This window comes from Streptomyces sp. NPDC048275, from assembly GCF_040652275.1.
Lineage (GTDB): Bacteria > Actinomycetota > Actinomycetes > Streptomycetales > Streptomycetaceae > Streptomyces.
The window spans coordinates 1-23,371 of record NZ_JBEZLR010000078.1 but is presented as its reverse complement, the minus strand read 5'-3'; the positions used below and the strand labels follow the sequence as shown (position 1 = coordinate 23,371).

The following is a 23,371-nucleotide window of genomic DNA, read 5'->3' as shown; positions in this document are numbered from 1 at the left end:
CTCTCGCTCCCCCGTCAGACGATCGGGTCGTGGACGGTGACGAGCTTGGTGCCGTCCGGGAAGGTCGCCTCGACCTGGACGTCGTGGATCATCTCCGGGATGCCCTCCATGACGTCGTCGCGGGTGAGGATCTTGCGCCCGGAGGACATGAGCTCGGCCACGGTACGGCCGTCACGCGCGCCTTCGAGGATGTGCGACGTGATGAGGGCGACCGCCTCGGGGTGGTTCAGTTTCAGCCCTCGGGCACGGCGCTTCTCGGCCACGTCGGCGGCCACATGGATCAGCAGCCTCTCTTGCTCGTGCGGGGTCAGTTGCACGGCGTCCCACCTCACAGTCCTCGCTCCGGACCGTGCGGGGTCCGGTGGCCGCAGCCACCAAAACCCCTGGTGGCATGGATGCGCACGGTAGTTGGCCGTCGTTTCATGGACGTTAACCGGCCCGTGATCCACCGCTGACCGCCGGAGTGGGCTGCGCCACGCTCGCAACGCCCACGGCCCGGTACACCTCGGCCCACTCAGAATTGCGCGGCGACTCGGCCCACCCTTGGATCCCCGCCGGGGCAAAGGGCTTCCCCGGCGGGCCACACCTTCGGGATCCACCCCTACGTCGACGAGGCCGTCACCCGGGACGCCACCGAGGATCCGACCGTATACGGCGCGCGCCGCCGCCACGCAGCTGCCGACGGACGCGACAGCAGCCCCACCTCGCCCGGCAGCCCCACAAGGACTCCCGGCCGACCGGGGTGGCCCCGGAGCGCGACCCCACGCCGACGAGCCGACACCGGACGACCGCCTTCCCGGCTCCCCCCGGTCCGAACCGCCTTGCGGCTACGACGCGTTGGGCCCCCGGTGCTCCGCGGCGATGCCGAACCGCTGGCGCTCGCGTGGGGCGGAGGCGACCTCGCGGACGCTGGAGAGGGAGCTGACCACCTGCTCCTCGGCGGGCTCCTGGAGTGCCTCGAGTCGCTCGAGGTCTGCGGCGGAGACCAGGGCGACGAGAGGCTTCCCGTGCCGCGTCACGACGACGCGCTCGCCGCCGTACACCACCCGGTTGATCAGCTCGGCGAGCTCAGCTCTGGCTTGCGTCACCGGAATCTCGTAGGCCATGCCCTCCAGCTTAGACCGGGCCCTTCGACACCTCCGGACCGGAAGATCAGGCACCGGAAGACCCGCACCGGTCGCCATGACCGGTCCGCACCACCCACTCCCCCACGCCCCGGGCCGACTCCCGGTCGGGGGCGCCGCCGTTTTCGCTCTCAGCATGCCTCGCCCCCCGCCAGACGTACGTCCTGTACATTTTTTACAGAAGTCGACCAGAGGAGGCGCGCACCATGGACAGCCCGTCCGCCCGCTATGTCCTGCCCGAGTTCACCGAGCGCACGAGTGCGGGGCCCCGGACCCTCGATCCGTACTCGAAGCTGCTCGATGAGCGGATCGTGTTCCTCGGGACCCCGATCGACGACACGTCGGCGAACGATGTGATGGCGCAGTTCATGCACCTTGAGTACCTCGCGCCGGACCAGGACATCTCGCTGTACATCAACTCTCCCGGCGGCTCGTTCAGCGCGATGACGGCGCTCTACGACACGATGCGGTTCGTCACCTGCGACGTGCAGACCGTGTGCCTGGGGCAGGCCGCGTCGACCGCCGCCGTCCTGCTGGCCTGCGGCACGCCGGGCAAGCGGTTCGCGCTGCCGGGTGCCCGGGTGCTGATCCACCAGCCTTCACTGGCCGGGCCGGTACAGGGTCAGGCGAGCGATCTGGCCCTGCAGGCCGAGGAATTGATGCGCACTCGCAGGCTGCTGGAGGACATGCTCGTACGCCACACGGGGCAGAGTCCTGAGCAAGTCGCCGCCGACATCGAGCGGGACACGATCCTGGACGCGCAGGCGGCGTTGGCGTACGGACTGGTGGACGGGATCATCCCGAGCCGCAAGACCCCGCACACCGCACCGGGCGCGAGGAATGCCACACCCGACGCGAGGTGATCCGCCGATGGTGCCCGAACTGCCCCCACTGCCCGCACTGACCCGTGCCGAGGCCGAGCTGATCGACCGTTACCTCGACGTGGTCGACCTGCTCGGCCGTATCAACCCGGCCCGGCCGGGAGACACCTACCGCGGGCTGCGCGCCGCGCAGGCACTCGTAGGGAAAGCGACGGCACTGCGCGACGCCCTCGCGCTGATGCACCAGCGGGGCGAGAGCGAGGTGCACGCCCCGACCCTGGCGCAGGCCCTGCGGGTCCTCGACGGCGAGCGGCGGGCGGCCCGCGTCACCCTGCCGCCCGGCGCGGAGAGTTGACGCGTCCGGCCCGGGCTTCAAACGGACCAACCGGATTACCCCCTGATGGAGTAGACGCGGGTCCTTTCGGAGACCCGCAGAAGTTGCGCAACGCGCGTAACCCAGAAGCGGAACAGAAGGCTCCGGTGCTGGTGAAAGCGTCATCGATAGCCCCAACAGCCCTCGAACGGAAGAGTGTCCACCCGAACGGGTGAGTGGTGACTAACCCCACAAATCGCCGGTTCCGCTCGGATTTTCTGACTGGCATGCGTGAAGATCCCTTCGACGACAAGCCCCCGCCACAGCGGCGGGGCGGTCCGGGCGGACGCCGAGTCCTGCCGCCCCCGGATGACCGGTCGACAGATGTGCATCGGCAGGAGTGGAGGACCCAGCACGACGGTCCGCCGGAGAGATCCGGACGGACCTTGGGGTGAAGCCGCAGTACGCGGCCGGGCTACTTCGCCAGCCCGAATCCGACAGGTCATCCTTCACAGGCGGCTGACGAAGGGTTGCGCATGACTGCGCTCAATCGTGTTCCGTCGCTGTGGACGCGGGCCGGTACGGCCTCCGCGCTCACCCTCGCCGCCGTCGGCGGCGGGCTCGTGGTCCCGGGCGTCGCATCCGACGCCGAGGCGGCCACTGTGGCGACGAAGGCACTCCAGGTCGCGGCTTCCAAGAAGGGCTCCCCGTACCAGTACGGTGCCGCCGGGCCACGCCGCTTCGACTGCTCCGGGCTCACGCTCTACTCGTACAAGAAGGCAGGCAAGAAGCTGCCTCGTACGGCCGCGGCGCAGTACAACAAGTCCCGCCATGTCTCCGCCTCGAAACGCAAGGCCGGAGACCTCGTGTTCTTCCACTCGGGCAGCAGCGTGTACCACGTCGGCATCTACGCCGGGAAGGGAAAGATCTGGCACTCCCCGAAGACGGGGGAGGTCGTGAAGCTCCAGAAGATCTGGACCAAGAGCGTGTGGTACGGCCGGGTCAGCTGATCTGCCCGCGGGGGTGACGGCGGCCGCGCCGTCGCCCCCTCGGGGCATGAAACGGGATGAATCGGTTACTCGTACTCCATGGCCGAGCAACGTCCCCCCACAGATCGCGACGAGACGCCCCTCGAACGCGCCGACCGCAACTTCGGCGAACTGCTCCAGGAACTGCGCGTCACGCAGGCCGGGGTGCAGATTCTCTTCGCCTTCCTGCTGACCCTGGCCTTCACCCCGCGCTTCCCGTCCCTCGACACGATGCAGCGGGCCACGTACGTCGCGACGCTCCTGCTGGCCGTGCTGGCCACCGCCCTGTTCACGGCGCCTCCGGCCGTGCACCGGTTGCTGTTCGGGCAAGGTGCCAAGCCGACCATCGTGCGAGTCTCCTCCGCCCTGACCACGTTAGGTATGGGCGTTCTCATGCTGGCGATCACGGGATCGGTGCTGCTCGTCGTGGACGTGGCGGTCGGGCGGGGGCCCGGGATCGCCGCGAGCGCGGGCACACTGGTCGCCTATCTGGCGCTGTGGGGCGCGCTGCCGCGACTGGTCCGGCGTACCGTCGTCAGGACCGAAGAGGCTCCACAAGGAGCACCACGCCGAGAACGGTGAGTGCGGTGCCGGTGGCCGCCGCCACGACGCGGGCGGCGCGCGGCCTGCGCAGCAGGCGGCCGAGCCGGTCCACCAGCAACGCGACCGCCGGGAACCACACCAGGGCCAGGACGACCACGATCAGCGCCAGCAGCAGCGTGCGGGGCATCGCGGAGCTGCCCACGGGTACGAACTGCGGCAGCAGGCTGAGGAACGTGATGGGCGCCTTCGGGTTGAGCGCGTTGGTGACGAAACCCTGCCGCAGCGGGCCCGCACCCGAATCCGCCCCTTCGACCACCGCCCCGCTCGGCCGCCGCAGCCCCCACAAGGTCCGTACGCCGAGGTACAGCACATAGGCGCCGCCGAGCAGCTGCAGCGCCCGGAACAGCGCGGGCACGGCCGCGAGGACCGCGGCGACCCCGGCGACCGCCAGCGCCGTGTGCAGGAGCAGCCCGCCGGTGATCCCGAGCGCGCACGCGACCCCGGCCCTGCGGGAGACCAGGGCATTGCGTACGACGACGGCGAAGTCCGCGCCCGGCATGGCGACCATGCCCGCGGCGACCCCGGTGAAGGCGATGAGCTGTGAGTCCATGGCCACCAGGCTGCCCGGACCAGGCCTTCAACAGGTATGTCGAATATCCTGGGTCAGTCTTAAGCAGTCGTTTAGACCGTCGTCCAGGCACTCGTCCAGGCACTCGTCCAGGCACTCGTTCAGACGCAGAGGCGGTGTTTCGAGCCCCGGGAAGGTCAGGAGGGGCACTATGTACGACCCGACGCGGCTCGCGGCCCTGGTGGCGGTCGCCGAGGCGGGATCGATCACCCGGGCCGCCGAGCGCCTCGGGTACACGCCGCCCGCGCTCTCCCAGCAGCTGGCGAAGCTGGAGCGGGAGGCGGGCGCGAGCCTCCTGGTGCGGTCCCATCGCGGGGCGCGGCTCACGGACGCGGGCGAGCTGCTCGTGGCGCGAGCCCGCCGGATTCTCGACGAGATGGAGCGGGCCCGGCACGAACTGGCCGGGCTGGCCGGGCTGTCCGGCGGCACTCTGCGGCTCGGCACCTTCCAGACGGCGGGTATCCATCTACTGCCGCCGGTGCTCAGCGCCTTCCGCCGGGCGCACCCGGACGTACAGCTCACGGTCGCGAACTGTGAGCCCCCGGACGGTGTTTCGGCGGTGGCGGCGGGCGAGGTGGACCTCGCGCTGACCCACGCCTACGAGCCCGCGGACCCCGTGCGCCTCCCCTCGTCGGTGCGCGCGGAGCCGGTGCTGGTCGAGGAGTTGGTCCTCGTGACCGCGCCGGGGCACGTCCTGGCGGGCGGTTCGGCGCGGCTGCCGCTGACCGAACTCGCCGGACAGCCACTGATCAGCATGGCCCCGGATCATCCACCGCGACAGGGCGTGGAGGCCGCGCTGGCCCGGGCCGGTGCCACGCCGTCGGTGCGGGTCGAGACTCCCGGGTACGCCCTGGTGTGCGCGCTGGTCAGCGCGGGGCTCGGGGTCGCGGTCGTACCGGAGATGGTGGCCAGGACCGCGGCGACTCCGGTGGGGCTGCGCCTGCTCGAGCCGGGGGACCTGCGGCGCACGATCTCCGTCGTCCACCGGACCGACCGTCCGACGCCGGCGGCCGATGCCTTCCGGGCCTTGCTGCGCGGCGCCTTCGGACGTGCGGCACAGCACAGGCCCGACAACTGATCGGCTTTCTTACGGCTCTTGTGGTCCCCCGGCCGTCACCGGCTGCGCCGGCACCGCCCACGGCAGTTCGATGGAGACCGTCTTGCCGCCCTCCCGGGTGGGCCGCACGAGAAGTCTGCCGCCGCACTCGGCGGTGAGCCAACGGATGATCACCATGCCGCGTCCGTTGTCCTGTTGGACGGCGGCGGGCAGGCGTTTCGGAAAGCGCGGGTGGCTGTCGGTGACGCCGAGGCGCAGGCGTTCGTCTCGGTCGAGCCGGACATCCACCCTGAAGGTGGGCGACTGCCCGAAAGTGTGCTGGACGGCGTTGGTGGCTAGTTCGGACACGATCAGCCGTACGGTGTCGGCGACTTCGGCGTCGCACGGCAGGCCCCATTCGGCCAATACTTCGGCGACAAATTTCCGGGCCGCGGAGACCGAGGCGGGATCGCTCGGCAGAGTGACGGATGCTTCATGGTGATCTGCCATGGCGACGTCGTCCCTTTCCCACGGGACCGGAGTCCGACAAGGAGCGGATGGTTCGAGTACGGTCCCGGACTGGTGCTTCGCGCCAGACTGCCATCACTGGGCCGGTCCCGGGAGCGATCCACCGAGATATGCATATATCTGTCGCTCGAAGCGGTGAACTCTGCGACGGCAGACCGCATTTGGGCGGCCCGGAGGGAGTAAGGAGTACGGCCATGCAGCACGGTCCCGCGGTACGCCGCCGCAAGCTCGGTGCCGAACTGCGCGCGCTGCGCGCCGGTGCGGGCCTCACCAGTGGTGAGGCCGCCCGTCTGGTCGGCTGGCATCAGTCGAAGGTGAGCCGGATCGAAACCGGCATCAGCGGGGTGAAGCCGGCGGACGTCCAGCGCCTTCTGGACGCCTACGCCGTCGACGAGCCCGAATTACGGGAACTCCTGGTCGGGTTGGCGGGCTCCGAGGGTAACGGGCGGCACCACTGGTGGCACGCCTACCGCGGAGTCCTGCCGCCGACATACCGCGATTTCATCAGTCTGGAGTCCCAGGCCAGCGGAATACGCACGCTGGAGACCTCGGTGGTACCGGGGCTGCTGCAGACTCCCGAGTACGCCCGGGAGGTGACCCGGGCCGCCGTCGGCGGTCTCGAGGACGGCAAGCTCGACGCGCTCGTCGAGGTGCGCCTCGCCCGCCAGGACGTGTTGCGTTCGATTCCGCCGCTGGAACTGAGCGCGGTCCTGGACGAGGCGGTATTACGACGCGAGGTCGGCGGACCGGAGGTCATGTCACGGCAACTCGACCGGCTGCGGGAGGCCGCCGCTCTTCCCCAAGTGCGGCTTCAGGTCCTGCCGTTCGCCGCGGGGGCACACATCGGAGTCACCGGACCTTTCGTTATTTTCTCATTTCCGAACACAACTGATCTGGATGTGGTTGTTCTCGACCACTTGACGAGTAGCCTCTACCTCGAGCGGAAAGAAGACCTCCAGGCCTACACCGAGGCCTTCAACGCCCTGCAGATCCACGCCCTTTCGCCCGAGGACTCGTTGGATTACATCGCCGTGCTACGTGACGGCGCGTGAGGAGGCACCATGTCCGCAATGCCTCGGTACGTACCTTCCAGTGCTTCACTCCACGACGTGCGGTGGCTGCGCAGCAGCCGCAGTACCGGAATGAACAACTGCGTCGAGACGGCACGACCGGGCCCAGGCCCCTGGGCCGGACTCGTGGCCGTGCGCGACTCCAAGAACAAGGCGGGCCCCGCTCTGGTCTTCGCCCCTGCGACCTGGAGGGGATTCATCGCGGGACTGAGCTGACGCCCACCCCGTTCACCGATGCCCGCTGATCACCCGTACGGCGTGTGCGATCTGCGCGTCGGTGAGGTCGGCGCGGGCGGTCAGCCGCAGCCGGGAGACGCCGTCGGGCACGGAGGGGGGACGGAAGCAGCCGACGGCGAGTCCCGCCGCACGGCAGTCGGCCGCCCACCGCACGGCCCGCTCGGGTGACGGCGCGCGCACGGAGACCACGGCCGCGTCCGGTCGTACGGCTTCCAGGCCCTCTGCCGTCAGCCGGGTGTGCAGCGCCGTCGCCACCTCACGGGCCCGTGCGGCACGCTCCGGCTCGCGGCGCAGCAGCCGCAGCGCCGCGAGAGCCGCGCCCGCCGCCGCGGGCGCCAGACCGGTGTCGAAGATGAACGTGCGCGCAGCGTTGATCACATGGTCGATGACCCGGGCGGGGCCGAGAACGGCGCCGCCCTGGCTGCCGAACGACTTGGAGAGCGTCGCGGTCACGACAAGGTCCGGGTCGCCCGCGAGCCCCGCCGCGTGCGGGGCGCCCCGGCCGCCGTCGCCCAGGACACCGAGCCCGTGCGCGTCGTCGACGAGGAGCGCGGCTCCGTGCTCCCGGCAGGCGGTGGCGAGCCCGGACAGCGGGGCCGCGTCGCCGTCCACCGAGAAGACGGTGTCGGAGACGGCCAGGGCGGGACCCTCGTGGGTTCCGAGTGCCTTGCGCACGGCGTCGGGATCGGCGTGCGCGACCACTTGGGTGACGCCGCGGGCGAGCCGGCAGCCGTCGATGAGCGAGGCGTGGTTGCCCGCGTCCGAGACGATGAGCGAGCCGTGGGGCGCGAGCGTGGTGACCGCGGCGAGATTCGCCGCGTAACCCGAGGAGAAGACGAGCGCGGACTCGAAGCCGCAGAAGTCGGCGAGCTCCCGTTCGAGCTCGCCGTGAAGTTCGGTCGTGCCGGTGACGAGCCGGGAGCCAGTGGCACCGGCGCCCCAGCGGTGGGCCGCGTCCGCGGCGGCCGCCGTGACCTCGGGGTGGCGGGCGAGGCCGAGGTAGTCGTTGCTCGCCAGATCGAGCATGGGAGAGTCCGCGGGGCGCGGGCGCAGGGTGCGGACGAGTCCGGCCTGTTGGCGCCGGTGCGCCTGCTCGTCGATCCACGCGAACGGCGATCCCGCCATGCTGGTGCCTCCGGGCCCTGAAGGTGGTCGTGAGGGTGGTCGTTTTGTAGGCAGTGCACAGACCCTAGCGGGACGGTCCGCCACCCATGATGTGGCAATACCCACACGTCGAACCGTCTCTGTTGTGCGATCTCTCCTTGGCCGCACGGGCCCGCATACGTCAGGATCAGATTTCATGGACCTGCTGAACACGCTGGTGGACAAGGGGCTTCGGCGCGAGCTGCCGACCCGTGACGAGGCACTGGCCGTGCTGGCCACCTCCGACGACGACGTGCTCGACGTGGTGACTGCGGCCGGGAAGGTGCGCCGGCACTGGTTCGGCCGTCGAGTGAAACTCAACTACCTGGTCAACCTGAAGTCGGGGCTGTGCCCCGAGGACTGCTCGTACTGCTCGCAGCGCCTCGGCTCCAAGGCCGACATCCTCAAGTACACCTGGCTCAAGCCCGACGAGGCCTCGCAGGCCGCGGCAGCCGGGCTGGCCGGGGGCGCCAAGCGGGTCTGCCTGGTGGCCAGCGGCCGCGGTCCGACGGACCGTGATGTGGACCGGGTCGCGGGCACCATCAAGGCGATCAAGGAGCAGAACGAGGGCGTCGAGGTGTGCGCCTGCCTGGGCCTGCTCTCCGACGGTCAGGCCGAACGGCTGCGCGAGGCGGGCGCGGACGCCTACAACCACAACCTGAACACGTCCGAGGGGACGTACGGGGACATCACGACCACGCACACGTACGCCGACCGGGTGGACACGGTCCAGAAGGCACACGCGGCGGGGCTGTCCGCCTGCTCGGGCCTGATCGCGGGCATGGGCGAGTCGGACGAGGACCTCGTCGACGTCGTCTACTCGCTGCGCGAGCTCGACCCGGACTCGGTTCCGGTGAACTTCCTGATCCCCTTCGAGGGCACCCCGCTCGCCAAGGAGTGGAACCTCACCCCGCAGCGCTGTCTGCGCATCCTCGCGATGGTCCGGTTCGTGTGCCCGGACGTCGAGGTGCGTATCGCGGGCGGCCGCGAGGTCCATCTGCGCACCATGCAGCCGCTCGCCCTGCACCTGGCCAACTCGATCTTCCTCGGTGACTACCTCACGAGCGAGGGGCAGGCCGGCAAGGCCGACCTCGACATGATCGCCGACGCCGGGTTCGAGGTGGAGAACGCGGGCGAGGTGACGCTGCCGGAGCACCGGGTTTCGACCGGGGGCGGGTGCGGCTCCCACGCGGAGGCCGGGTGCGGCTCCCACGCGGAGGCCGGGTGCGGCTCCCACGCGGAGGCCGGGTGCGGCTCGCACGCGGAGGCCGGGAGTGGCTCCGTCGGCTCGTCCGCCGAGGAGAGCGTTCCCGAGGCCCGTACGGATCTCGTCGCCGTACGCCGCCGAGGTGCCGGAACGGACCTCGCGCCCAATGCCTGACCTCTCCGTGGGCGAACTGCTCGACCTCGACCGGCGGCACGTCTGGCATCCCTACGGGCCGATGCCGGGCCGGCAGGAACCGCTCGTCGTGGAGTCCGCGAGCGGCGTGCGGCTGCGCCTGGCGGGCGGCTCGGGCGAGTTGCTGGACGGCATGTCGTCCTGGTGGTCGGCGATCCACGGCTACAACCACCCGGTGCTCAACGACGCGGCGCGCGGTCAGCTGGAGCGCATGAGCCACGTCATGTTCGGCGGGCTCACGCACGAGCCCGCCGTCCGGCTGGCGAAGCGCCTTGTCGACATCTCGCCCGAGGGGCTGGAGCACGTCTTCCTCGCCGACTCCGGCTCGGTCTCGGTCGAGGTGGCCGTCAAGATGTGCCTGCAGTACTGGCGTTCGCTCGGCCGCCCGGACAAGCGGCGGCTGCTGACCTGGCGCGGCGGCTACCACGGGGACACCTGGCAGCCGATGTCGGTGTGCGACCCGGAAGGCGGCATGCACGACCTGTGGGCCGGGGTGCTCCCACGCCAGGTGTTCGCGGATGCGCCGCCGGTCGCGTACGAGGAGTCGTACGCCGATCAGTTGCGCGAACTGATCGGGCGGCACGCGGACGAACTGGCCGCGGTGATCGTGGAGCCGGTGGTGCAGGGCGCGGGCGGGATGCGGTTCCACTCCCCCGCGTATCTGCGGGTGCTTCGGGAGGCGTGCGACGCGCACGACGTGCTGCTCGTGTTCGACGAGATCGCGACCGGTTTCGGCCGCACGGGCACTCTGTTCGCGGCGGAGCACGCGGGCGTGACGCCGGATGTGATGTGTGTGGGCAAGGCGCTGACCGGCGGCTATATGACAATGGCGGCAACGCTGTGCACGGCGCGGGTGGCCGACGGGATCTCGCGGGGCGAGGTTCCGGTGCTCGCGCACGGGCCCACGTTCATGGGCAATCCGCTGGCGGCGGCCGTGGCCTGCGCCTCCATCGACCTGCTGCTCGGGCAGGACTGGCAGACCGAGGTCAAGAGGATCGAGACGGGCCTGCGGGAAGGACTGGCGGAAGCCTCCTCGTTGCCGGGCGTCCGGGATGTACGCGTCCTGGGGGCGATCGGCGTCGTCCAGCTCGACCACGAAGTGAACATGAAGGCGGCGACCGCGGCAGCCGTGCGCGAGGGCGTGTGGCTGCGGCCCTTCCGCGACCTCGTCTACACGATGCCGCCGTACGTCACGGGCGACGCGGACGTGGCACGGATCACGCGCGCGGTGTGCGCGGCGGCACGGGAGGGATGACATGACGGTACTGGTGATCACGGGGACGGGCACGGAGGTCGGCAAGACGGTCACGACGGCTGCCGTCGCGGCCACGGCCCTCGCCGCCGGGCGATCCGTGGCCGTGCTCAAGCCCGCGCAGACGGGGGTACGTCCCCACGAGCGCGGGGACGCCGACGAGGTGGCCCGGCTCGCGGGCGCCGTGACCACGCTCGAACTTGCCCGTTATCCCGAGCCGTTGGCGCCCGCGACGGCAGCGCGGCGGGCCTCGCTCGCACCGGTGCGGCCGCACGAGGTGGCGGAGGCGGCGGCCAAGCTGGCCACCGACCACGACCTCGTGCTGATCGAGGGGGCGGGCGGTCTGCTCGTCCGTTTCGACGACGAGGGCGGCACCCTGGCGGACGCGGCCCGGCTGCTCGAAGCGCCGGTACTGGTCGTCGCGTCGGCGGGCCTCGGCACCCTGAACGCGACCGAGTTGACGGCAGGTGAACTCCGCCGTCGTGGGCTGGACTTCACGGGCGTTGTCATCGGGAGCTGGCCCGACGACGCGGACCTGGCCTCCCGTTGCAACCTCGCAGACCTGCCGGTGGTGGCCGGCGCCCCCCTGCTCGGTGCGGTACCGGCAGGCGCGGGCTCATACCCGCCCGCCGACTTCCGTGCGGGCGCTTCGAGTTGGCTGGCGGTCCGGCTGGACGGTACCTGGGACGCGCACCGCTTCACTGCGGCAGGTGCCCCGTAAAGGGGCGCGGGGAACTGCGCGACCCAGCCCCCGGCGACCCGTAGCCGACGAACCGGAGCCCGCCCCCTCATCCCTCTCCTCATCCTTCTCCCAGCAGCCGCACCAACTCGATCCGCGAGCGGATGCCCAACCGGGCGAACACACCGCGCAGATGGTGATCGATCGTGCGTGGGCTGAGCAGCAGCCGGGCGGCTATCTCGCGGTTGGTGGCTCCCTCGGCGGCCATGCGGGCGACCATCAGTTGCTGTGCGGTGAGGCGGGCGGTGAGGTCAGCGGCGGCGCCCGCGGGTGAGGCGGGTTCGCCCAGGGCGCGCAGTTCGGTGCGGGCCTGGGCGGCGCAGTGCGGGGAGCCGAAGTGTTCGAAGGCTTCGAGGGCGCTGCGCAGGCGGTCACGGGCCTCCGTACGGTGCCGCAGCCGGCGCAGCGCGCCGCCGAACAGCAGCTCAGTGCGGGCCCTTTCGAAGTCGCGGGTGCCGGAGGCGTGCAGGTCGAGGGCGGTGCGGTAGTGCTCGACGGCGTCCGCGCCGGAGGCGAGCAGGGCCCGGCAGCGGGCGCTGAGGGCCAGGTCGTCGGGGCTGCGGACGGTGCGCGCCCAGTGGTCGTAGTCGGCGTGGGCGGCGCGGGCGACCCGAGTGTCGCCGGTGCGGACGGCGGCCTCCACGTAGTGCGGTGTGGCGATGTGACGGATGGCCCGGTGCCCGTGCCCAGGGCCGAACCCGGCGAGGGCGCGCAGCCGGGCGGCGGACGCCGCGAAACGGCCGGTGCTCAGGTCGAGGAAGGCGAGCGCGAACAGGGCCAGCGCGGCCGGGAGGCCGAGCCCCCGTGCGAGGGCGTAGGAGCGGGCGGCCTCGGCGCGCTCCCGGCAGACCTTCTCGTCGCCGGTGACCGCGGCGAACATCGCAAGGGCGGCCTGCAGATGGCAGGCTCCGTTGTCCTGCCCGGTGGCGTACGCCTGGCGCAGTGCGTCGAGGGTGGCGGCCTCGGCGGCCCGTGGGCGCCCGGTCCAGAAGTCCGCGTACGCCCGGAACTCCATGGCTTGCGGAACCGTGACCGCGTCTCCTCTGGCCCGGGCCGAGGCGGCGGCTCGGACGGCCGCGGTGGCTGCCGCGGTGTGGTCGCCGAGCATCAGTGCCGCGATGGCCGAGTGGATCAGTTGGGTGGGGTCGCCCCCGGGACCGCACCGGCCCGCGGCCGCCTTCAGCACGTCGCGTGCGTCGTCGTACCGGCCCTCGAACGCCGCGGCCAGCCCGCCCAGCGTGCCGGGCGGCACGATCCCGAGCCGGTCGGCGACAGCAGCCGCCTCCCGACATCGGCGCAAGTCCCCCGTGTAGATGGCGGCCTCGGTGGCTCGGGCGAGCAGGTGAACGGCGGCGTCGCGGTCGTGCGTCGCGCCAAATGCCCCGGACAGGCCGGATCCCCCGGACGGGCCGGATCCCCCGGACGGGCCAGAGTCCCGGGACAGGCCGGAGTCCCCGGGCAGGCCAGAATCCCCCGACAGGCCAGAATCCCGGGACCCGCCAAGGCTCCCGACCGCGCCAAGACTCCCGACCCCGCTAAAGCTCCCCGACCCGCCCGAACTCCCGGATTCGCCAAAACTCCGGAACACGCCGGAACTTCCGGGCGCATCAGGACTCCCAGGGACCTCAGAATTCCCGGACGCCCCCGAGTTCACGGGCCTGGGCAGTCCGCCGTACGCCATGGGCTTCCGCAGACCCGCAGGGCTGCCGTACGCCGCACACCCGTCGGACACAGCACGGCCACCGCACTCCACACGACCACCGGGCACCACGGACCCGTCGCACTCCACACGACCGTCAGACACCACAGACCCGCCGCACTCCACACGACCGTCAGACACCACAGACCCGCCGCACTCCACACGACCGTCAGACACCACACGCCCGCCGGACATCGCTGCGCCCGGATGCCCGCCCGCGCCGTCGCCCGCTCCCCCACCCGTATACCGCACCGCACCCGTCAGCAGCGCGTCGAACGCGTCCGTCGCGTTCCCCGCCCGCAGCGCGAGCAGTCCGCTCAGGGCGTGGTCGTCGCAGGTCGCGACGAGACGGCGGGCGCGGTCGACGTCACCGGACCGCCAGGCGTCGGCGGCGGCACGGCCGAGCAGACTGGTGCGCTCGCTCGGCTCGGACGAGAGCGCGGCGGCACGTTCGACGAGGGCGCAGGCAACGGCGTGTTCGGCGGCGCCGCGCGCCTGGTGCGCGGCCGTGCGGAGTTCCGCGGCGAGCCGCCGGCTGGGGCCGAGCGCGGCCGCGCCCCGGTGCCAGGAGCGCCGGGATGCCTCGCCCTGCGCGCGCAGGACCCGGGCGAGCAGCTGATGGACGGCGCGCCGGTCCGCCGCGGACGCGGTCTCGTACGCCGCGATCCGGGTCCAGGGGTCGCGAAAGACGATGCCGCCGGCCGTGGCGTGGGCGAGTCCGGCCGCCTCCGCGGCCTCGATGTGCCGGGTGTCGAGCCGGGCCGCGGCGACGGCGCGCAGGAAGGCGTGGGTGGCGACCGGGTGCTGGTCGGCCGCCGCGAGGAGCAGCAAGAGGCGGGTGCTGTCCGGCAGTGCGCGCACTGCCTGACGGCGTGTCCGCTCCGTCGGCAGGGGTACCGAAGGGTGCGCCGGCAGCGGGTCCAGACCGGCTCGCTGGCGTTCGGTCAGCATCGAGGCGAGTTCCGCGGCCGCGCGCGGATCGCCGTGCGCGGCATGGAGTACGCGTACGCGGACGCCTTCGGGCAGTGGGGGGTCGAGGCGCTGCCGCGCGTGCCTGAGCCGCGGTGGCGAAGGGGGCGGGAGAGGCGGGGGGTTCACCGAGGTCACCACACGAACGACGTTACTGGCGAGTTAATTGACTAGTAAAGACCGGCGAGTTCGCCGATGCGCCGCGCGTAGACCCCACCTGACACTCCAGGCATCCGCACTCGTACCTGGAGGCACCATGCAACGCCGCATGCGGCGCATCGCCACGTTCTTCTCCGCCGTGGCAGCAGCACTCCTTGTCTCGCTCTCCCTCTCCGTGACCCCTGCCCAGGCCGCCACCCACAACCCCGTGATCTTCGTGCACGGCCTGAGCAGTTCGGCGAGCAGTTGGGACGACTGGATCGCCGACTTCAAGGCCGACGGCTACAGCAGCTCGGAGCTGTATGCGTGGTCGTACGACTGGTCGCAGTCGAACGTGACCACCGCGCAGCAGCTCTCCTCCCAGGTCCAGAGCGTCCTCGCGCAGACCGGCGCGGCGAAGGTGGACCTGGTCGTCCACTCGATGGGCGCACTGAACGCGCGTTACTACCTCAAGAACCTCGGCGGGACCTCGTACGTCGACGACTTCGTCTCCACTGCCGGAGTGAACCACGGGACGACCGTGGCCGGATGGTGCAGGTGGCTCTATACGTCGTGCTCCGAGATGTACACCGGCAGTTCCTTCCTGACCTCGCTGAACTCCGGTGACGAGACACCGGGCAGTGTCGCGTACGCCAGTTACTGGTCGAACTGCGACGACCTGCTCACCCCGGACACCAGCGCGATTCTGAGCGGCGCCACCAATGTGGAGGTCGGCTGCATCTCGCACACCGACATGAACAACGACTACGGCGTCTACGAACAGGTGCGCGACTTCATCGCCTGACGCGCGACGAGTGTGGCGGACGTCCAGGGGGACAATCACGGTAAGGCCCGTCCTCCCGGGAGGTCCGTCATGCCGTTCAGGTCAGCCGGCTCCGGCGCCAGGTCAGCCACCTCCGGCAAGGTGTCGCCGGACCTCGTGCACCATCCGCTGTTCGCCCGGTACTACGCCCGGCTCAGCGTGACCGCCGAGACCCGGCTGGGTATAGGCGGCGTACGGGACCGGCTGCTGGCCGGACTCTCCGGCCGGGTCATCGAGATCGGCGCCGGCAACGGTCTGAACTTCGCGCACTATCCGGGCACCGTCTCGGAGGTGGTCGCGATCGAACCCGAGCGCCTGCTGCGGCAGTTGGCCTTGGAAGCGGCGCTGCGCTCGGAGGTGCCGGTCGACGTGGCGCCGGGCGTGGCGGAGGCGCTGCCGGTCAAGAGCGAGGCGTTCGACGCGGCGGTGGTCTCGCTGGTGCTGTGCAGCGTGCGGGACGTGCCGCGCGCGCTCGCTGAACTGCGACGCGTACTGCGGCCCGGCGGCACCGTGCGGTTCTTCGAGCACGGCAAGGGCGGCGGGCGCGTGATGGAATACACCCAGCGTGGCCTGGACCGCACGGTGTGGCCGCGGCTGACCGGCGGCTGTCATCTGGCGCGCGACCCGATCGTCGCGCTGCGCGACGCCGGGTTCGAACTCGGCCCGTACCGGCGGCTGCTGATGCCCGAGAAGGGGCCGCGACTGCCCACCTCGTACTGCGTTCTGGGTTCCGCGCGCCGCCCCGAAGTCGACGACACGCCGTAGGGGCTCGCAGCCCGACAGCCCCACAGGCTCACAGGCTCCACTGGCGCAGTTCCTGCGCGATGTCGTCGACGGTCGCCACGCCGCCCTTCACCAGGCGGGCGAGGTCGCGCACCTGTTCGGGGGAGGTGACGACCTTCACGCCGCTGGCGACGAGATAGGCGTACGCGACGGCCGAGGCGAACATCGCGTTGGAGCGTTCGAGCGCCGGGACGTGCAGCAGGAGCTGGAGCATTGCGGCGGCGCGGGCGTGCGGGCTGTCGTAGACGGGAACGCCGAATATCTCCGCCTCGTGCCGGCTGACGGCGGCGACGAGGGCTCCCCAGTCGGTGACCTGGGGGTCTCCGGGCGTCTTCTGTTCGGCGATCATGAGAAGCCAGGCAAGGTCGACTCTGAGACTGCTCAAGGGATCAACGACGACCTTCTCGCGAGCCTTCTCGGTCCGCGCCGAATTCCTCGGCGAACACGCTTTCGTACTGCTTCATGAAGTCGGTGGCGGCGTCGACGAAGGTGTGTCCCACTTCCCCGGCGTCCTGCCTGACCAGCTCCTCGATGTAGCGGTTCACGCTCATCCCGCGCTCCAGGGCCCGCTCTCGGGCGGCCCGGGCGGTGTCCTCGTCCACCCGCACGTTCAGCTGAGTCTTCGCCATACCTCGAAGCTAGCGCCGATGCGCTAGCACCCGCAAGGGCGCCGACGGCGGGAGGCGGTACTTCGGGGGGATACCGGGCGTGGGCGGGGTCACATTAGGCTCAGCCGGGACAAGGGAGTCGGCACGTCCATCACCTAGGAGGCGGCGTTGTCCACACCAGCTGCGGAGCACACCCTCGGCCGGAGTGACGCCGACGGGGTCGCCGCCCGCGCCCGCGGGCTCACCAAGGCGTACGGATCGGGCGAGACGGCCGTCCTCGCCCTCGACTCGGTCGACGTGGACATCGCGCGCGGTCGCTTCACCGCGGTCATGGGCCCTTCGGGCTCCGGGAAGTCGACGTTGATGCACTGTCTGGCGGGACTCGACACCGTGTCGGCCGGACAGGTGTGGCTGGGCGACACCGAGATCACCGGGCTGAGGGAGCGTGAGCTGACGCGGCTGCGCCGGGACCGGATCGGCTTCATGTTCCAGTCGTTCAATCTGATCCCGACGCTCAACGCGGCCGAGAACATCACTCTGCCCATGGACATCGCGGGCCAGAAACCCGACCAGAAGTGGCTGGACCAGGTCATCGACACGCTCGGGCTGCGCGATCGTCTCAAGCACCGGCCGGCGCAGTTGTCCGGCGGGCAGCAGCAGCGCGTCGCCTGCGCGCGGGCGCTCGCCTCGCGCCCCGAGCTGATCTTCGCGGACGAGCCGACCGGAAACCTCGACTCCCGCTCGGGGCTCGAAGTCCTCGGCTTTCTGCGCGAGGCGGTCGACGAACTGGGCCAGACCGTCGTCATGGTCACCCACGATCCGGGGGCGGCCGCCCACTCCGACCTGGTGGTCTTCCTCGGGGACGGGCGAATAGTGGACGAGATGGAGCGGCCGACGGCGGAGGCGGTGCTGGAGCGCATGCGCCTCTTCTCCGGGGGCCGCCCCTCGGCCCCCGGGTCCGACGGCGACTCGGACGGCTCCGGCCGCTCCGCCGACGTAACCCCCGACGACGTAACCCTCGACAAGGACTGAGGCGGCCGTGCTCAAGGCGACTCTGCGCAGCTTCCTCGCGCACAAGGGGCGGCTGCTGCTCTCGGCGCTGGCCGTCGTGCTGTCCGTGGCGTTCGTCGCGGGCAGCCTGATCTTCTCGGACACGGTCACCCGTACCTTCGACCGGCTCTTCGCCTCCACTTCGGCCGATGTGACCGTGGCGCCCAGGAACGATCTCACCTCGCAGCTTCCGACCGGCGCCACCGAGACGCTGCCCGCCTCGCTCGCGGACCGGCTGGCGAAGGTCGACGGCGTCGCGGCCACCCATGTGGACGCGGGCGTCGAGAACCTCACGATCGTCGACCGCGACAACGAGTCGGTCGGGCCGACCACGGGCGCCCCGACCATCGCCACCAACTGGGAGGTCACCGAGCGCAGTCCGGTGAAGCTGACCTCCGGCCACGCGCCGACCGGCGCCGACGAGGCGCTCCTCGACGCGGACACCGCCGAGCGCAAGCACGTGGCGATCGGCGACACCCTGACGGTGCAGGCGCAGCCGGGCACGTTCAAGGTGCGGATCGTCGGCATCGCGACCTTCACCACCACCAACCCCGGTGCGGCGCTGCTGTTCCTCGACACCCCGACCGCGCAGACGAAACTGCTCGGCAGCGCCGACGCCGCCACGAGCATCTCGCTGGACGCGGCGCCGGGGGTGAGCGACACCGAGCTCAAGCAGCGCGTAGCCGCCGAAATCGGCGCCAAGACCTACGACTTGAAGACGGCCGACGAACAGGCCGAGGACGCCGCCGCCCAACTCGGCGGATTCCTCGACGTGATCAAGTACGTGATGCTCGGCTTCGCCGGAATCGCCGTGCTCGTGGGCGTCTTCCTGATCGTCAACACCTTCTCGATGCTCATCGCCCAACGCACCCGAGAGCTGGGGCTGTTGCGTGCGCTGGGCGCCGACCGGCGGCAGGTGCGCCGGTCCGTGCTCACCGAGGCGCTGCTGCTCGGCCTGGTCGGCTCGACGCTCGGGCTCGCCGCGGGGATCGGGCTCGCCCTCGGGCTGATCCAGCTCATGACCGCGTTCGGGATGAACCTCAAGTCCACCGAGATGGTGATCGGTTGGGCGACCCCCGTCTCGTCGTACGTCGTCGGGGTCGGCGTCACCTTCGTGGCGGCGTATCTCCCCGCCAGGCGCGCGTCCGGCGTCTCCCCGATGGCGGCCCTCGCGGACGCCGAAGTCGCCGGTGTGGGACGGCCGTTGCGGGTGCGTGCCGTGGTCGGTTCGGTCGTGGGCCTGGCCGGTGCCGCCGCCCTCGCCGGGTGCGTCACGTCGTCGAAGACCTCGACGTCCGCCTCGCTGCTGGGACTCGGTGTCGTCCTGACCCTCATCGCCACGGTGATCGCGGGTCCGCTTCTGGTGCGGCCGGTGATCCGGGTCCTGGGTGGAGCCTTCCCCGCGCTGTTCGGCCCGGTCGGCCGGATGAGCCAGCGCAACGCGCTGCGCAATCCGCGGCGCACGGGTGCCACGGCGGCGGCCCTGATGGTGGGCCTCGCCCTGGTCGGCGGAATGTCCGTGGCGAGTGCGTCCATGAGCAAGTCCTTCGACCGCCAGATCGACAAGACGCTGGGCGCCGACTTCGTGATCCAGAACAGCAACTTCGTGCCGTTCTCCCGCGAGGTCACCGACGCGGTGCGCGGCACGGAGGGCGCCGGGCTCGTGGTCCGCCAGCGGTTCACGCCGGTCGCGGTGCGGCTGCCGGACGGCAAGCGGATCGAGACGACCGCCGCGGGCTACGAGTCGCAGCTCGACGACGTCGCCCACATCACGTACGCCCAGGGGGACTCGGCGGCGGCGCTCGGCGACGGGCACATCGCCATGGACCTGGAATTCGCGCGGGAGCACGGCGTACGCGTCGGCAGCACGATTCCCGTCGAGTTCCCCGCCGACCGACGGACCGAGCTGACGGTGGCCGCGCTCACCGACCAGGACGCCGCCGAGGGCTTCGGGACACAGGGCGGGCTGTTCTTCGGCTTCCGGACGATCGAGAAATACGTGCCCGGCGGGCAGGACTCCGGCCTGTACGTGAACGCGGCCCCGGGTACGAGCGCCGACGAGTTGCGCTCGCGGCTGGAGCGGACGCTCGATCCGTATCCGCAGGTGCAGGTCCGCGACCTGGCCGACTACAAGAAACTGATTCACGATCAGATCGCGGTGCTGCTCTACCTCGTGTACGCGCTGCTCGGACTCGCGATCGTCATCGCGGTGCTCGGCGTGGTCAACACGCTCGCCCTGTCCGTCGTCGAGCGCACGCGCGAGATCGGGCTGTTGCGCGCCATCGGCCTCGCCCGGCGCCAGCTGCGCCGGATGATCCGGCTGGAGTCGGTGGTGATCGCCGTGTTCGGTGCGGTCCTCGGCCTCGCGCTCGGGCTGGTCTGGGGCGTCTGCATACAGCAGGTGCTCGCGCTCCAGGGCATGGACGCACTCGCCATCCCCTGGGGGACGATCGTCGGGGTCGTGGTGGGGTCGGCGGTCGTGGGCATCGTGGCGGCGCTGCTACCGGCGTTGCGTGCATCCCGCATGAATGTCCTGGCAGCGATCGCCCACGAGTGACGCACTCGCCTAAGACCGACCGGCAATGGGAGGGTGGGAGAAGGAGCGGGGTCTGGTGCGTGCGGCTGCAAGGCGGAGGAGGGAGTGATGGCGAGCCATCGCGACCGACGACAACGCGGCAGATGTGCGTGCCAGACCCCGCGACGCCGCCCTCCCATTGCCGGTCGGTCTAAAGTCGCCTTGGTGTAAGGAGAGTTCATGCCGCGCCCGTTCCGTTTCGGCGTCAACCTGCTCACCCCCGCGCCCGCCGACGAGTGGCGCGCGAAGTGCCGCCGGGCCGAGGAGCTCGGCTACGACGTGATCCTGGTCCCCGATCACCTGGGCATGCCCGCCCCCTTCCCCGCGCTGGTGGCCGCGGCCGAGGCCACCGAGCGGCCCCGCCTCGGCACCTTCGTCCTCAACACGGGGTTCTGGAATCCCACCTTGCTGGCCCGCGAGGTGGCCACAACGGACGCGCTGACGGGTGGCCGCCTCGAACTCGGGCTCGGCACCGGTTACGTACGGGCGGAGCACGAGGCGGCGGGCCTCCCTTGGGGTTCGCCGGGTGAGCGCGTCGCCCATCTCCTGCGTACGGTCGAGGAGTTGGACCGGCTTCTCGGCTCGGACGAGCTCCTCCACTCTCGGCTTCTCCCCCACTCTCGACTTCGCTCGAGCGGGGGAACCCCCATGCCGCAGGCCGCCCAGAAACCTCGCGTGCCGCTGCTGATCGGCGCGGGCGGCGACCGGATGCTGCGGATCACCGCCGAGCACGCGGACATCGCCGCGTTCACCGGCGCGCGCACCAAGCCGGACGGCATGCTGGAACCGATCACGGCCGCGGAACTCGACGAACGCGTCGCCCTGTACCGGGAGTTCGCCGCCGGGCGCAAGGAGCCCGCCGAGCTCAACCTGCTGATCCAGATCGTCACCGTGACCGACGACCGCGGGGCCGCGATTCAGCCGTGGCTGTCCCGCATCCCCCACCTGGCGAAACAACAGGTCCTGGAGCTGCCGATCGTCCTGGTGGGAACCCTGGAGCAGATCATCGAGCAGGTGCGGGCGCAGCGGGAGCGGTACGGAATCTCGTATCTGACGGTCCTGGAGCCGAACATGGAGGCGTTCGCTCCCGTGGTGGACGCGCTGCACGGCCAGTGACCGTCCATATCCCGCGGGGTCCTGTCCGGATCATGGAATTCCGTGTCACCGTCCGGACCACCATGCTGTGGATGAGGGGCCCTGCGCTCCGCACGCCACCTCGAAAGCCACCCGGTCTGCACGAATGTGCCATCCTAATTTCTGAGAAATGACCGTTTAGTCCGTTTCGCCGTTCCATGCTGTGGCCGCGATGGATCAGGGACGTGCCAGGAGGCCGGAATGCACCGCTCAAGTGTGTGGGCGGACCCGACGACGTCGATGCGGAGCGATGACTGCCGGCTGGGGGAGACCGAGACCGGACCGCCCGCCACCGGACGCTCGTGATGTCAGGAATCGGGGAAGGGGAACACCCGAGGCAGCCTCACCTTCCCGACCTGCACGTACGCCTGCGCGCCGAGTTGGGCCGGATCGACGAGCAGTTGCGCGCTCTGCTGGACGCCATGGACCGACTGCAGGGCCTGCTGGATGCAGTGGTGGCCATCAGCCGGGAGGTTGAGCTGCCCGCGGTGCTGCACCGCATCGTGACCACCGCCATGGAACTGGTGGGCGCCCGCTACGGAGCACTGGGAGTACTCGACGAGTCGGGAGAGCGCTTGGAGCAGTTCATCGCCGCCGGTCTGTCCGAACAGGAACGCGCCGATCTGGCCGAGACCGAATTCCCTCGCGGTCTGGGGGTCCTCGGGCACGTGATCCACCACCCCGAGCCCCTGCGGGTCGAGCACATCCCGACGCATCCGTCGTCCGTCGGATTCCCACCCGGCCACCCGTGCCTGCGCACCCTGCTCGGCGTCGCCATCAGCGTCCGCGGCGAGATCTACGGTGACCTCTACCTCTCTGAGCGGCGCGACGGACAGCCCTTCGACGCCCACGACGAGAGCGTCGTCGTCGCCCTGGCCGGCGCAGCCGGCATCGCGATCGAGAACGTCCGCCTGTTCGAACGGGTGCGCATCGGAGCCGAGCAGTTCCAGCGCCTTCTGCTGCCTACGCTGCCCGACCTGCGGCCTTTCACCGCCGCCGCCATCTACCGGCCCGCTGCCGAGCCCAGTCGGCTCGGCGGGGACTGGTGCGACGCCATCCCCCTGCCCGGCAATGTCGTGGCGGTCGTCATCGGAGACGTGGTCGGTCACGATCTGAGGGCCGCGGCCGCCATGGCCTCCATCCGTAACATGCTGCGCGCACTGCTGTTCGAACAGGGTGGGCCGCCCGGCGCGGTTCTCGCCCAGCTCGACCGCACTCTGCAGGCCATCACGAACAATCCCGTCACCACCACAGCCCTGGCGCGCATCGAACCGGACGGACCGGGTTGGCGCCTCCACTGGAGCAGCGCGGGCCACGTCCCACCACTGCTGATCGCCCCTGGGCGCCGAGCGGAATATCTGTTCGCCGAGCCCGGGCTGCCGCTCGGGGTCGACGCCGAACAGCCCCGCCCCGACCACTCCCGTTTCGTGCCCCCGGGCGCCACGCTGGTCTTCTTCACGGACGGGCTGATCGAGCGCCCTGACCGGCCCATCGACGCGTGTCTCGACGAGCTCGCCGCTCTCGCCACCTCGTACGCCGCCCTGCCCCTGCCGGAGTTCGTTCAGGCACTGGCCGATCACCACCCCAGCGACGGTCACGACGACATGGCCGTCCTCGCCCTGCGCATCCCGCGCGCCTAGGGCCTGTCCGGCGGATCAAGTCGGAGGGAAGCAGTGGTGCCTTGTCGGCGCAGGTGAGCGGGGTCTGGTGCGTCGAGCTGCAAGGCGGAGG

General features: G+C 70.9%; 24 protein-coding genes and 1 riboswitch. Of the genes, 16 read left to right on the top strand and 8 right to left on the bottom strand.

Annotated features, from left to right (window positions below; translation table 11 throughout):
* Nucleotides 1-14: 14 nt before the first annotated feature.
* Nucleotides 15-317 carry an urease subunit gamma gene (locus AB0D57_RS34245; RefSeq protein ID WP_054229180.1) on the bottom strand — a complete coding sequence of 101 codons (303 nt, stop codon included), beginning with the start codon at nucleotides 315-317 and terminating at the stop codon, nucleotides 15-17.
* Between the two features lie 510 nt (nucleotides 318-827).
* On the bottom strand, nucleotides 828-1,106 hold the full coding sequence (locus AB0D57_RS34240; RefSeq protein WP_362082144.1) for a type II toxin-antitoxin system Phd/YefM family antitoxin: 279 nt from the start codon (nucleotides 1,104-1,106) through the stop codon (nucleotides 828-830).
* Nucleotides 1,107-1,330: 224 nt separating this feature from the next.
* Between AB0D57_RS34240 and AB0D57_RS34235 the strand changes: the two genes are divergently transcribed.
* The 4 genes from AB0D57_RS34235 (at nucleotide 1,331) to AB0D57_RS34220 (ending at nucleotide 3,868) form a co-directional block, all read left to right on the top strand.
* Nucleotides 1,331-1,987 (top strand): ATP-dependent Clp protease proteolytic subunit, encoded by a 657-nt coding sequence (locus tag AB0D57_RS34235; protein ID WP_362082141.1) that lies wholly within the window; start codon nucleotides 1,331-1,333, stop codon nucleotides 1,985-1,987.
* A 7-nt stretch (nucleotides 1,988-1,994) separates the two neighbouring features.
* Nucleotides 1,995-2,300, top strand: coding sequence for a hypothetical protein (locus AB0D57_RS34230; protein WP_362082138.1), 306 nt, complete (start codon nucleotides 1,995-1,997; stop codon nucleotides 2,298-2,300).
* Nucleotides 2,301-2,595: 295 nt separating this feature from the next.
* Nucleotides 2,596-2,791, top strand: a riboswitch (cyclic di-AMP (ydaO/yuaA leader).
* A gap of 3 nt (nucleotides 2,792-2,794) precedes the next feature.
* Entirely contained in the window at nucleotides 2,795-3,268 is a 474-nt protein-coding gene (locus tag AB0D57_RS34225; protein ID WP_362082135.1) for a C40 family peptidase, read from the top strand.
* 78 nt (nucleotides 3,269-3,346) lie between these two features.
* Nucleotides 3,347-3,868 (top strand): DUF6328 family protein, encoded by a 522-nt coding sequence (locus AB0D57_RS34220; RefSeq protein WP_362082132.1) that lies wholly within the window; start codon nucleotides 3,347-3,349, stop codon nucleotides 3,866-3,868.
* On the opposite strand, the gene AB0D57_RS34215 is transcribed toward AB0D57_RS34220, so the two are convergent.
* Nucleotides 3,822-4,439, bottom strand: a complete 618-nt coding sequence (locus AB0D57_RS34215; RefSeq protein WP_362082129.1) for a LysE family translocator — start codon at nucleotides 4,437-4,439, stop codon at nucleotides 3,822-3,824. The two genes, AB0D57_RS34220 and AB0D57_RS34215, sit on opposite strands and share 47 nt — an antisense overlap.
* A 169-nt stretch (nucleotides 4,440-4,608) precedes the next feature.
* Between AB0D57_RS34215 and AB0D57_RS34210 the strand changes: the two genes are divergently transcribed.
* On the top strand, nucleotides 4,609-5,535 hold the full coding sequence (locus tag AB0D57_RS34210) for a LysR family transcriptional regulator (protein WP_362082126.1): 927 nt from the start codon (nucleotides 4,609-4,611) through the stop codon (nucleotides 5,533-5,535).
* A gap of 9 nt (nucleotides 5,536-5,544) precedes the next feature.
* Here AB0D57_RS34210 and AB0D57_RS34205 read toward each other — a convergent pair whose 3' ends face one another.
* A complete protein-coding gene (locus tag AB0D57_RS34205; protein ID WP_362082123.1) occupies nucleotides 5,545-6,003 on the bottom strand; it encodes an ATP-binding protein in 459 nt (152 codons plus the stop codon).
* A gap of 212 nt (nucleotides 6,004-6,215) precedes the next feature.
* Between AB0D57_RS34205 and AB0D57_RS34200 the strand changes: the two genes are divergently transcribed.
* Together AB0D57_RS34200 and AB0D57_RS34195 are read left to right on the top strand one after the other, a co-directional pair.
* Nucleotides 6,216-7,073 carry a helix-turn-helix transcriptional regulator gene (locus AB0D57_RS34200; RefSeq protein WP_362082120.1) on the top strand — a complete coding sequence of 286 codons (858 nt, stop codon included), beginning with the start codon at nucleotides 6,216-6,218 and terminating at the stop codon, nucleotides 7,071-7,073.
* Nucleotides 7,074-7,082: 9 nt separating this feature from the next.
* A complete protein-coding gene (locus AB0D57_RS34195) occupies nucleotides 7,083-7,307 on the top strand; it encodes a DUF397 domain-containing protein (RefSeq protein ID WP_362082117.1) in 225 nt (74 codons plus the stop codon).
* Between the two features lie 12 nt (nucleotides 7,308-7,319).
* Here the strand turns inward: AB0D57_RS34195 and AB0D57_RS34190 are convergent, their stop codons facing one another.
* Nucleotides 7,320-8,453: an 8-amino-7-oxononanoate synthase gene (locus tag AB0D57_RS34190; protein ID WP_362082114.1), complete on the bottom strand. Its 1,134-nt coding sequence runs from the start codon at nucleotides 8,451-8,453 to the stop codon at nucleotides 7,320-7,322.
* Between the two features lie 175 nt (nucleotides 8,454-8,628).
* On the opposite strand from AB0D57_RS34190, the gene bioB reads away from it, so the two are divergent.
* From bioB to bioD, 3 genes are read left to right on the top strand one after another with little or no spacing between them, the layout of a single operon-like run.
* Nucleotides 8,629-9,852 (top strand): biotin synthase BioB, encoded by a 1,224-nt coding sequence (bioB, locus tag AB0D57_RS34185; protein ID WP_362082112.1) that lies wholly within the window; start codon nucleotides 8,629-8,631, stop codon nucleotides 9,850-9,852.
* Nucleotides 9,845-11,125, top strand: a complete 1,281-nt coding sequence (locus AB0D57_RS34180; RefSeq protein WP_362082109.1) for an adenosylmethionine--8-amino-7-oxononanoate transaminase — start codon at nucleotides 9,845-9,847, stop codon at nucleotides 11,123-11,125. The genes bioB and AB0D57_RS34180 overlap by 8 nt, the downstream gene beginning before the upstream one ends.
* 1 nt (nucleotide 11,126) lies before the next feature.
* Nucleotides 11,127-11,843, top strand: coding sequence for a dethiobiotin synthase (bioD, locus tag AB0D57_RS34175; protein WP_362082106.1), 717 nt, complete (start codon nucleotides 11,127-11,129; stop codon nucleotides 11,841-11,843).
* Between the two features lie 79 nt (nucleotides 11,844-11,922).
* Here bioD and AB0D57_RS34170 read toward each other — a convergent pair whose 3' ends face one another.
* Nucleotides 11,923-14,670, bottom strand: a complete 2,748-nt coding sequence (locus tag AB0D57_RS34170) for a LuxR C-terminal-related transcriptional regulator (RefSeq protein WP_362082103.1) — start codon at nucleotides 14,668-14,670, stop codon at nucleotides 11,923-11,925.
* Nucleotides 14,671-14,785: 115 nt separating this feature from the next.
* Here AB0D57_RS34170 and AB0D57_RS34165 point away from each other — a divergent pair, with 115 nt between their 5' ends.
* On the top strand, nucleotides 14,786-15,472 hold the full coding sequence (locus AB0D57_RS34165; protein ID WP_362082101.1) for a triacylglycerol lipase: 687 nt from the start codon (nucleotides 14,786-14,788) through the stop codon (nucleotides 15,470-15,472).
* A 69-nt stretch (nucleotides 15,473-15,541) separates the two neighbouring features.
* Nucleotides 15,542-16,255 carry a class I SAM-dependent methyltransferase gene (locus AB0D57_RS34160; protein ID WP_362082099.1) on the top strand — a complete coding sequence of 238 codons (714 nt, stop codon included), beginning with the start codon at nucleotides 15,542-15,544 and terminating at the stop codon, nucleotides 16,253-16,255.
* Between the two features lie 28 nt (nucleotides 16,256-16,283).
* Here AB0D57_RS34160 and AB0D57_RS34155 read toward each other — a convergent pair whose 3' ends face one another.
* Nucleotides 16,284-16,658, bottom strand: coding sequence for a fic family toxin-antitoxin system, toxin component (locus tag AB0D57_RS34155; RefSeq protein WP_362082096.1), 375 nt, complete (start codon nucleotides 16,656-16,658; stop codon nucleotides 16,284-16,286).
* Between the two features lie 4 nt (nucleotides 16,659-16,662).
* Entirely contained in the window at nucleotides 16,663-16,902 is a 240-nt protein-coding gene (locus AB0D57_RS34150) for a toxin-antitoxin system HicB family antitoxin (RefSeq protein ID WP_362082093.1), read from the bottom strand.
* A gap of 147 nt (nucleotides 16,903-17,049) precedes the next feature.
* On the opposite strand from AB0D57_RS34150, the gene AB0D57_RS34145 reads away from it, so the two are divergent.
* The 4 genes from AB0D57_RS34145 to AB0D57_RS34130 all read left to right on the top strand — a co-directional run bounded on the left by AB0D57_RS34145 (nucleotide 17,050) and on the right by AB0D57_RS34130 (nucleotide 23,280).
* On the top strand, nucleotides 17,050-17,913 hold the full coding sequence (locus AB0D57_RS34145; protein ID WP_362082090.1) for an ABC transporter ATP-binding protein: 864 nt from the start codon (nucleotides 17,050-17,052) through the stop codon (nucleotides 17,911-17,913).
* Nucleotides 17,914-17,920: 7 nt separating this feature from the next.
* Nucleotides 17,921-20,488 (top strand): FtsX-like permease family protein, encoded by a 2,568-nt coding sequence (locus AB0D57_RS34140; RefSeq protein WP_362082087.1) that lies wholly within the window; start codon nucleotides 17,921-17,923, stop codon nucleotides 20,486-20,488.
* Nucleotides 20,489-20,686: 198 nt separating this feature from the next.
* Complete coding sequence (locus tag AB0D57_RS34135; protein WP_362082084.1) at nucleotides 20,687-21,622, top strand: LLM class F420-dependent oxidoreductase; 936 nt, start codon at nucleotides 20,687-20,689, stop codon at nucleotides 21,620-21,622.
* 323 nt (nucleotides 21,623-21,945) lie between these two features.
* Nucleotides 21,946-23,280, top strand: a complete 1,335-nt coding sequence (locus AB0D57_RS34130; protein WP_362082081.1) for a GAF domain-containing SpoIIE family protein phosphatase — start codon at nucleotides 21,946-21,948, stop codon at nucleotides 23,278-23,280.
* The last annotated feature ends 91 nt before the right edge of the window (nucleotides 23,281-23,371 follow it).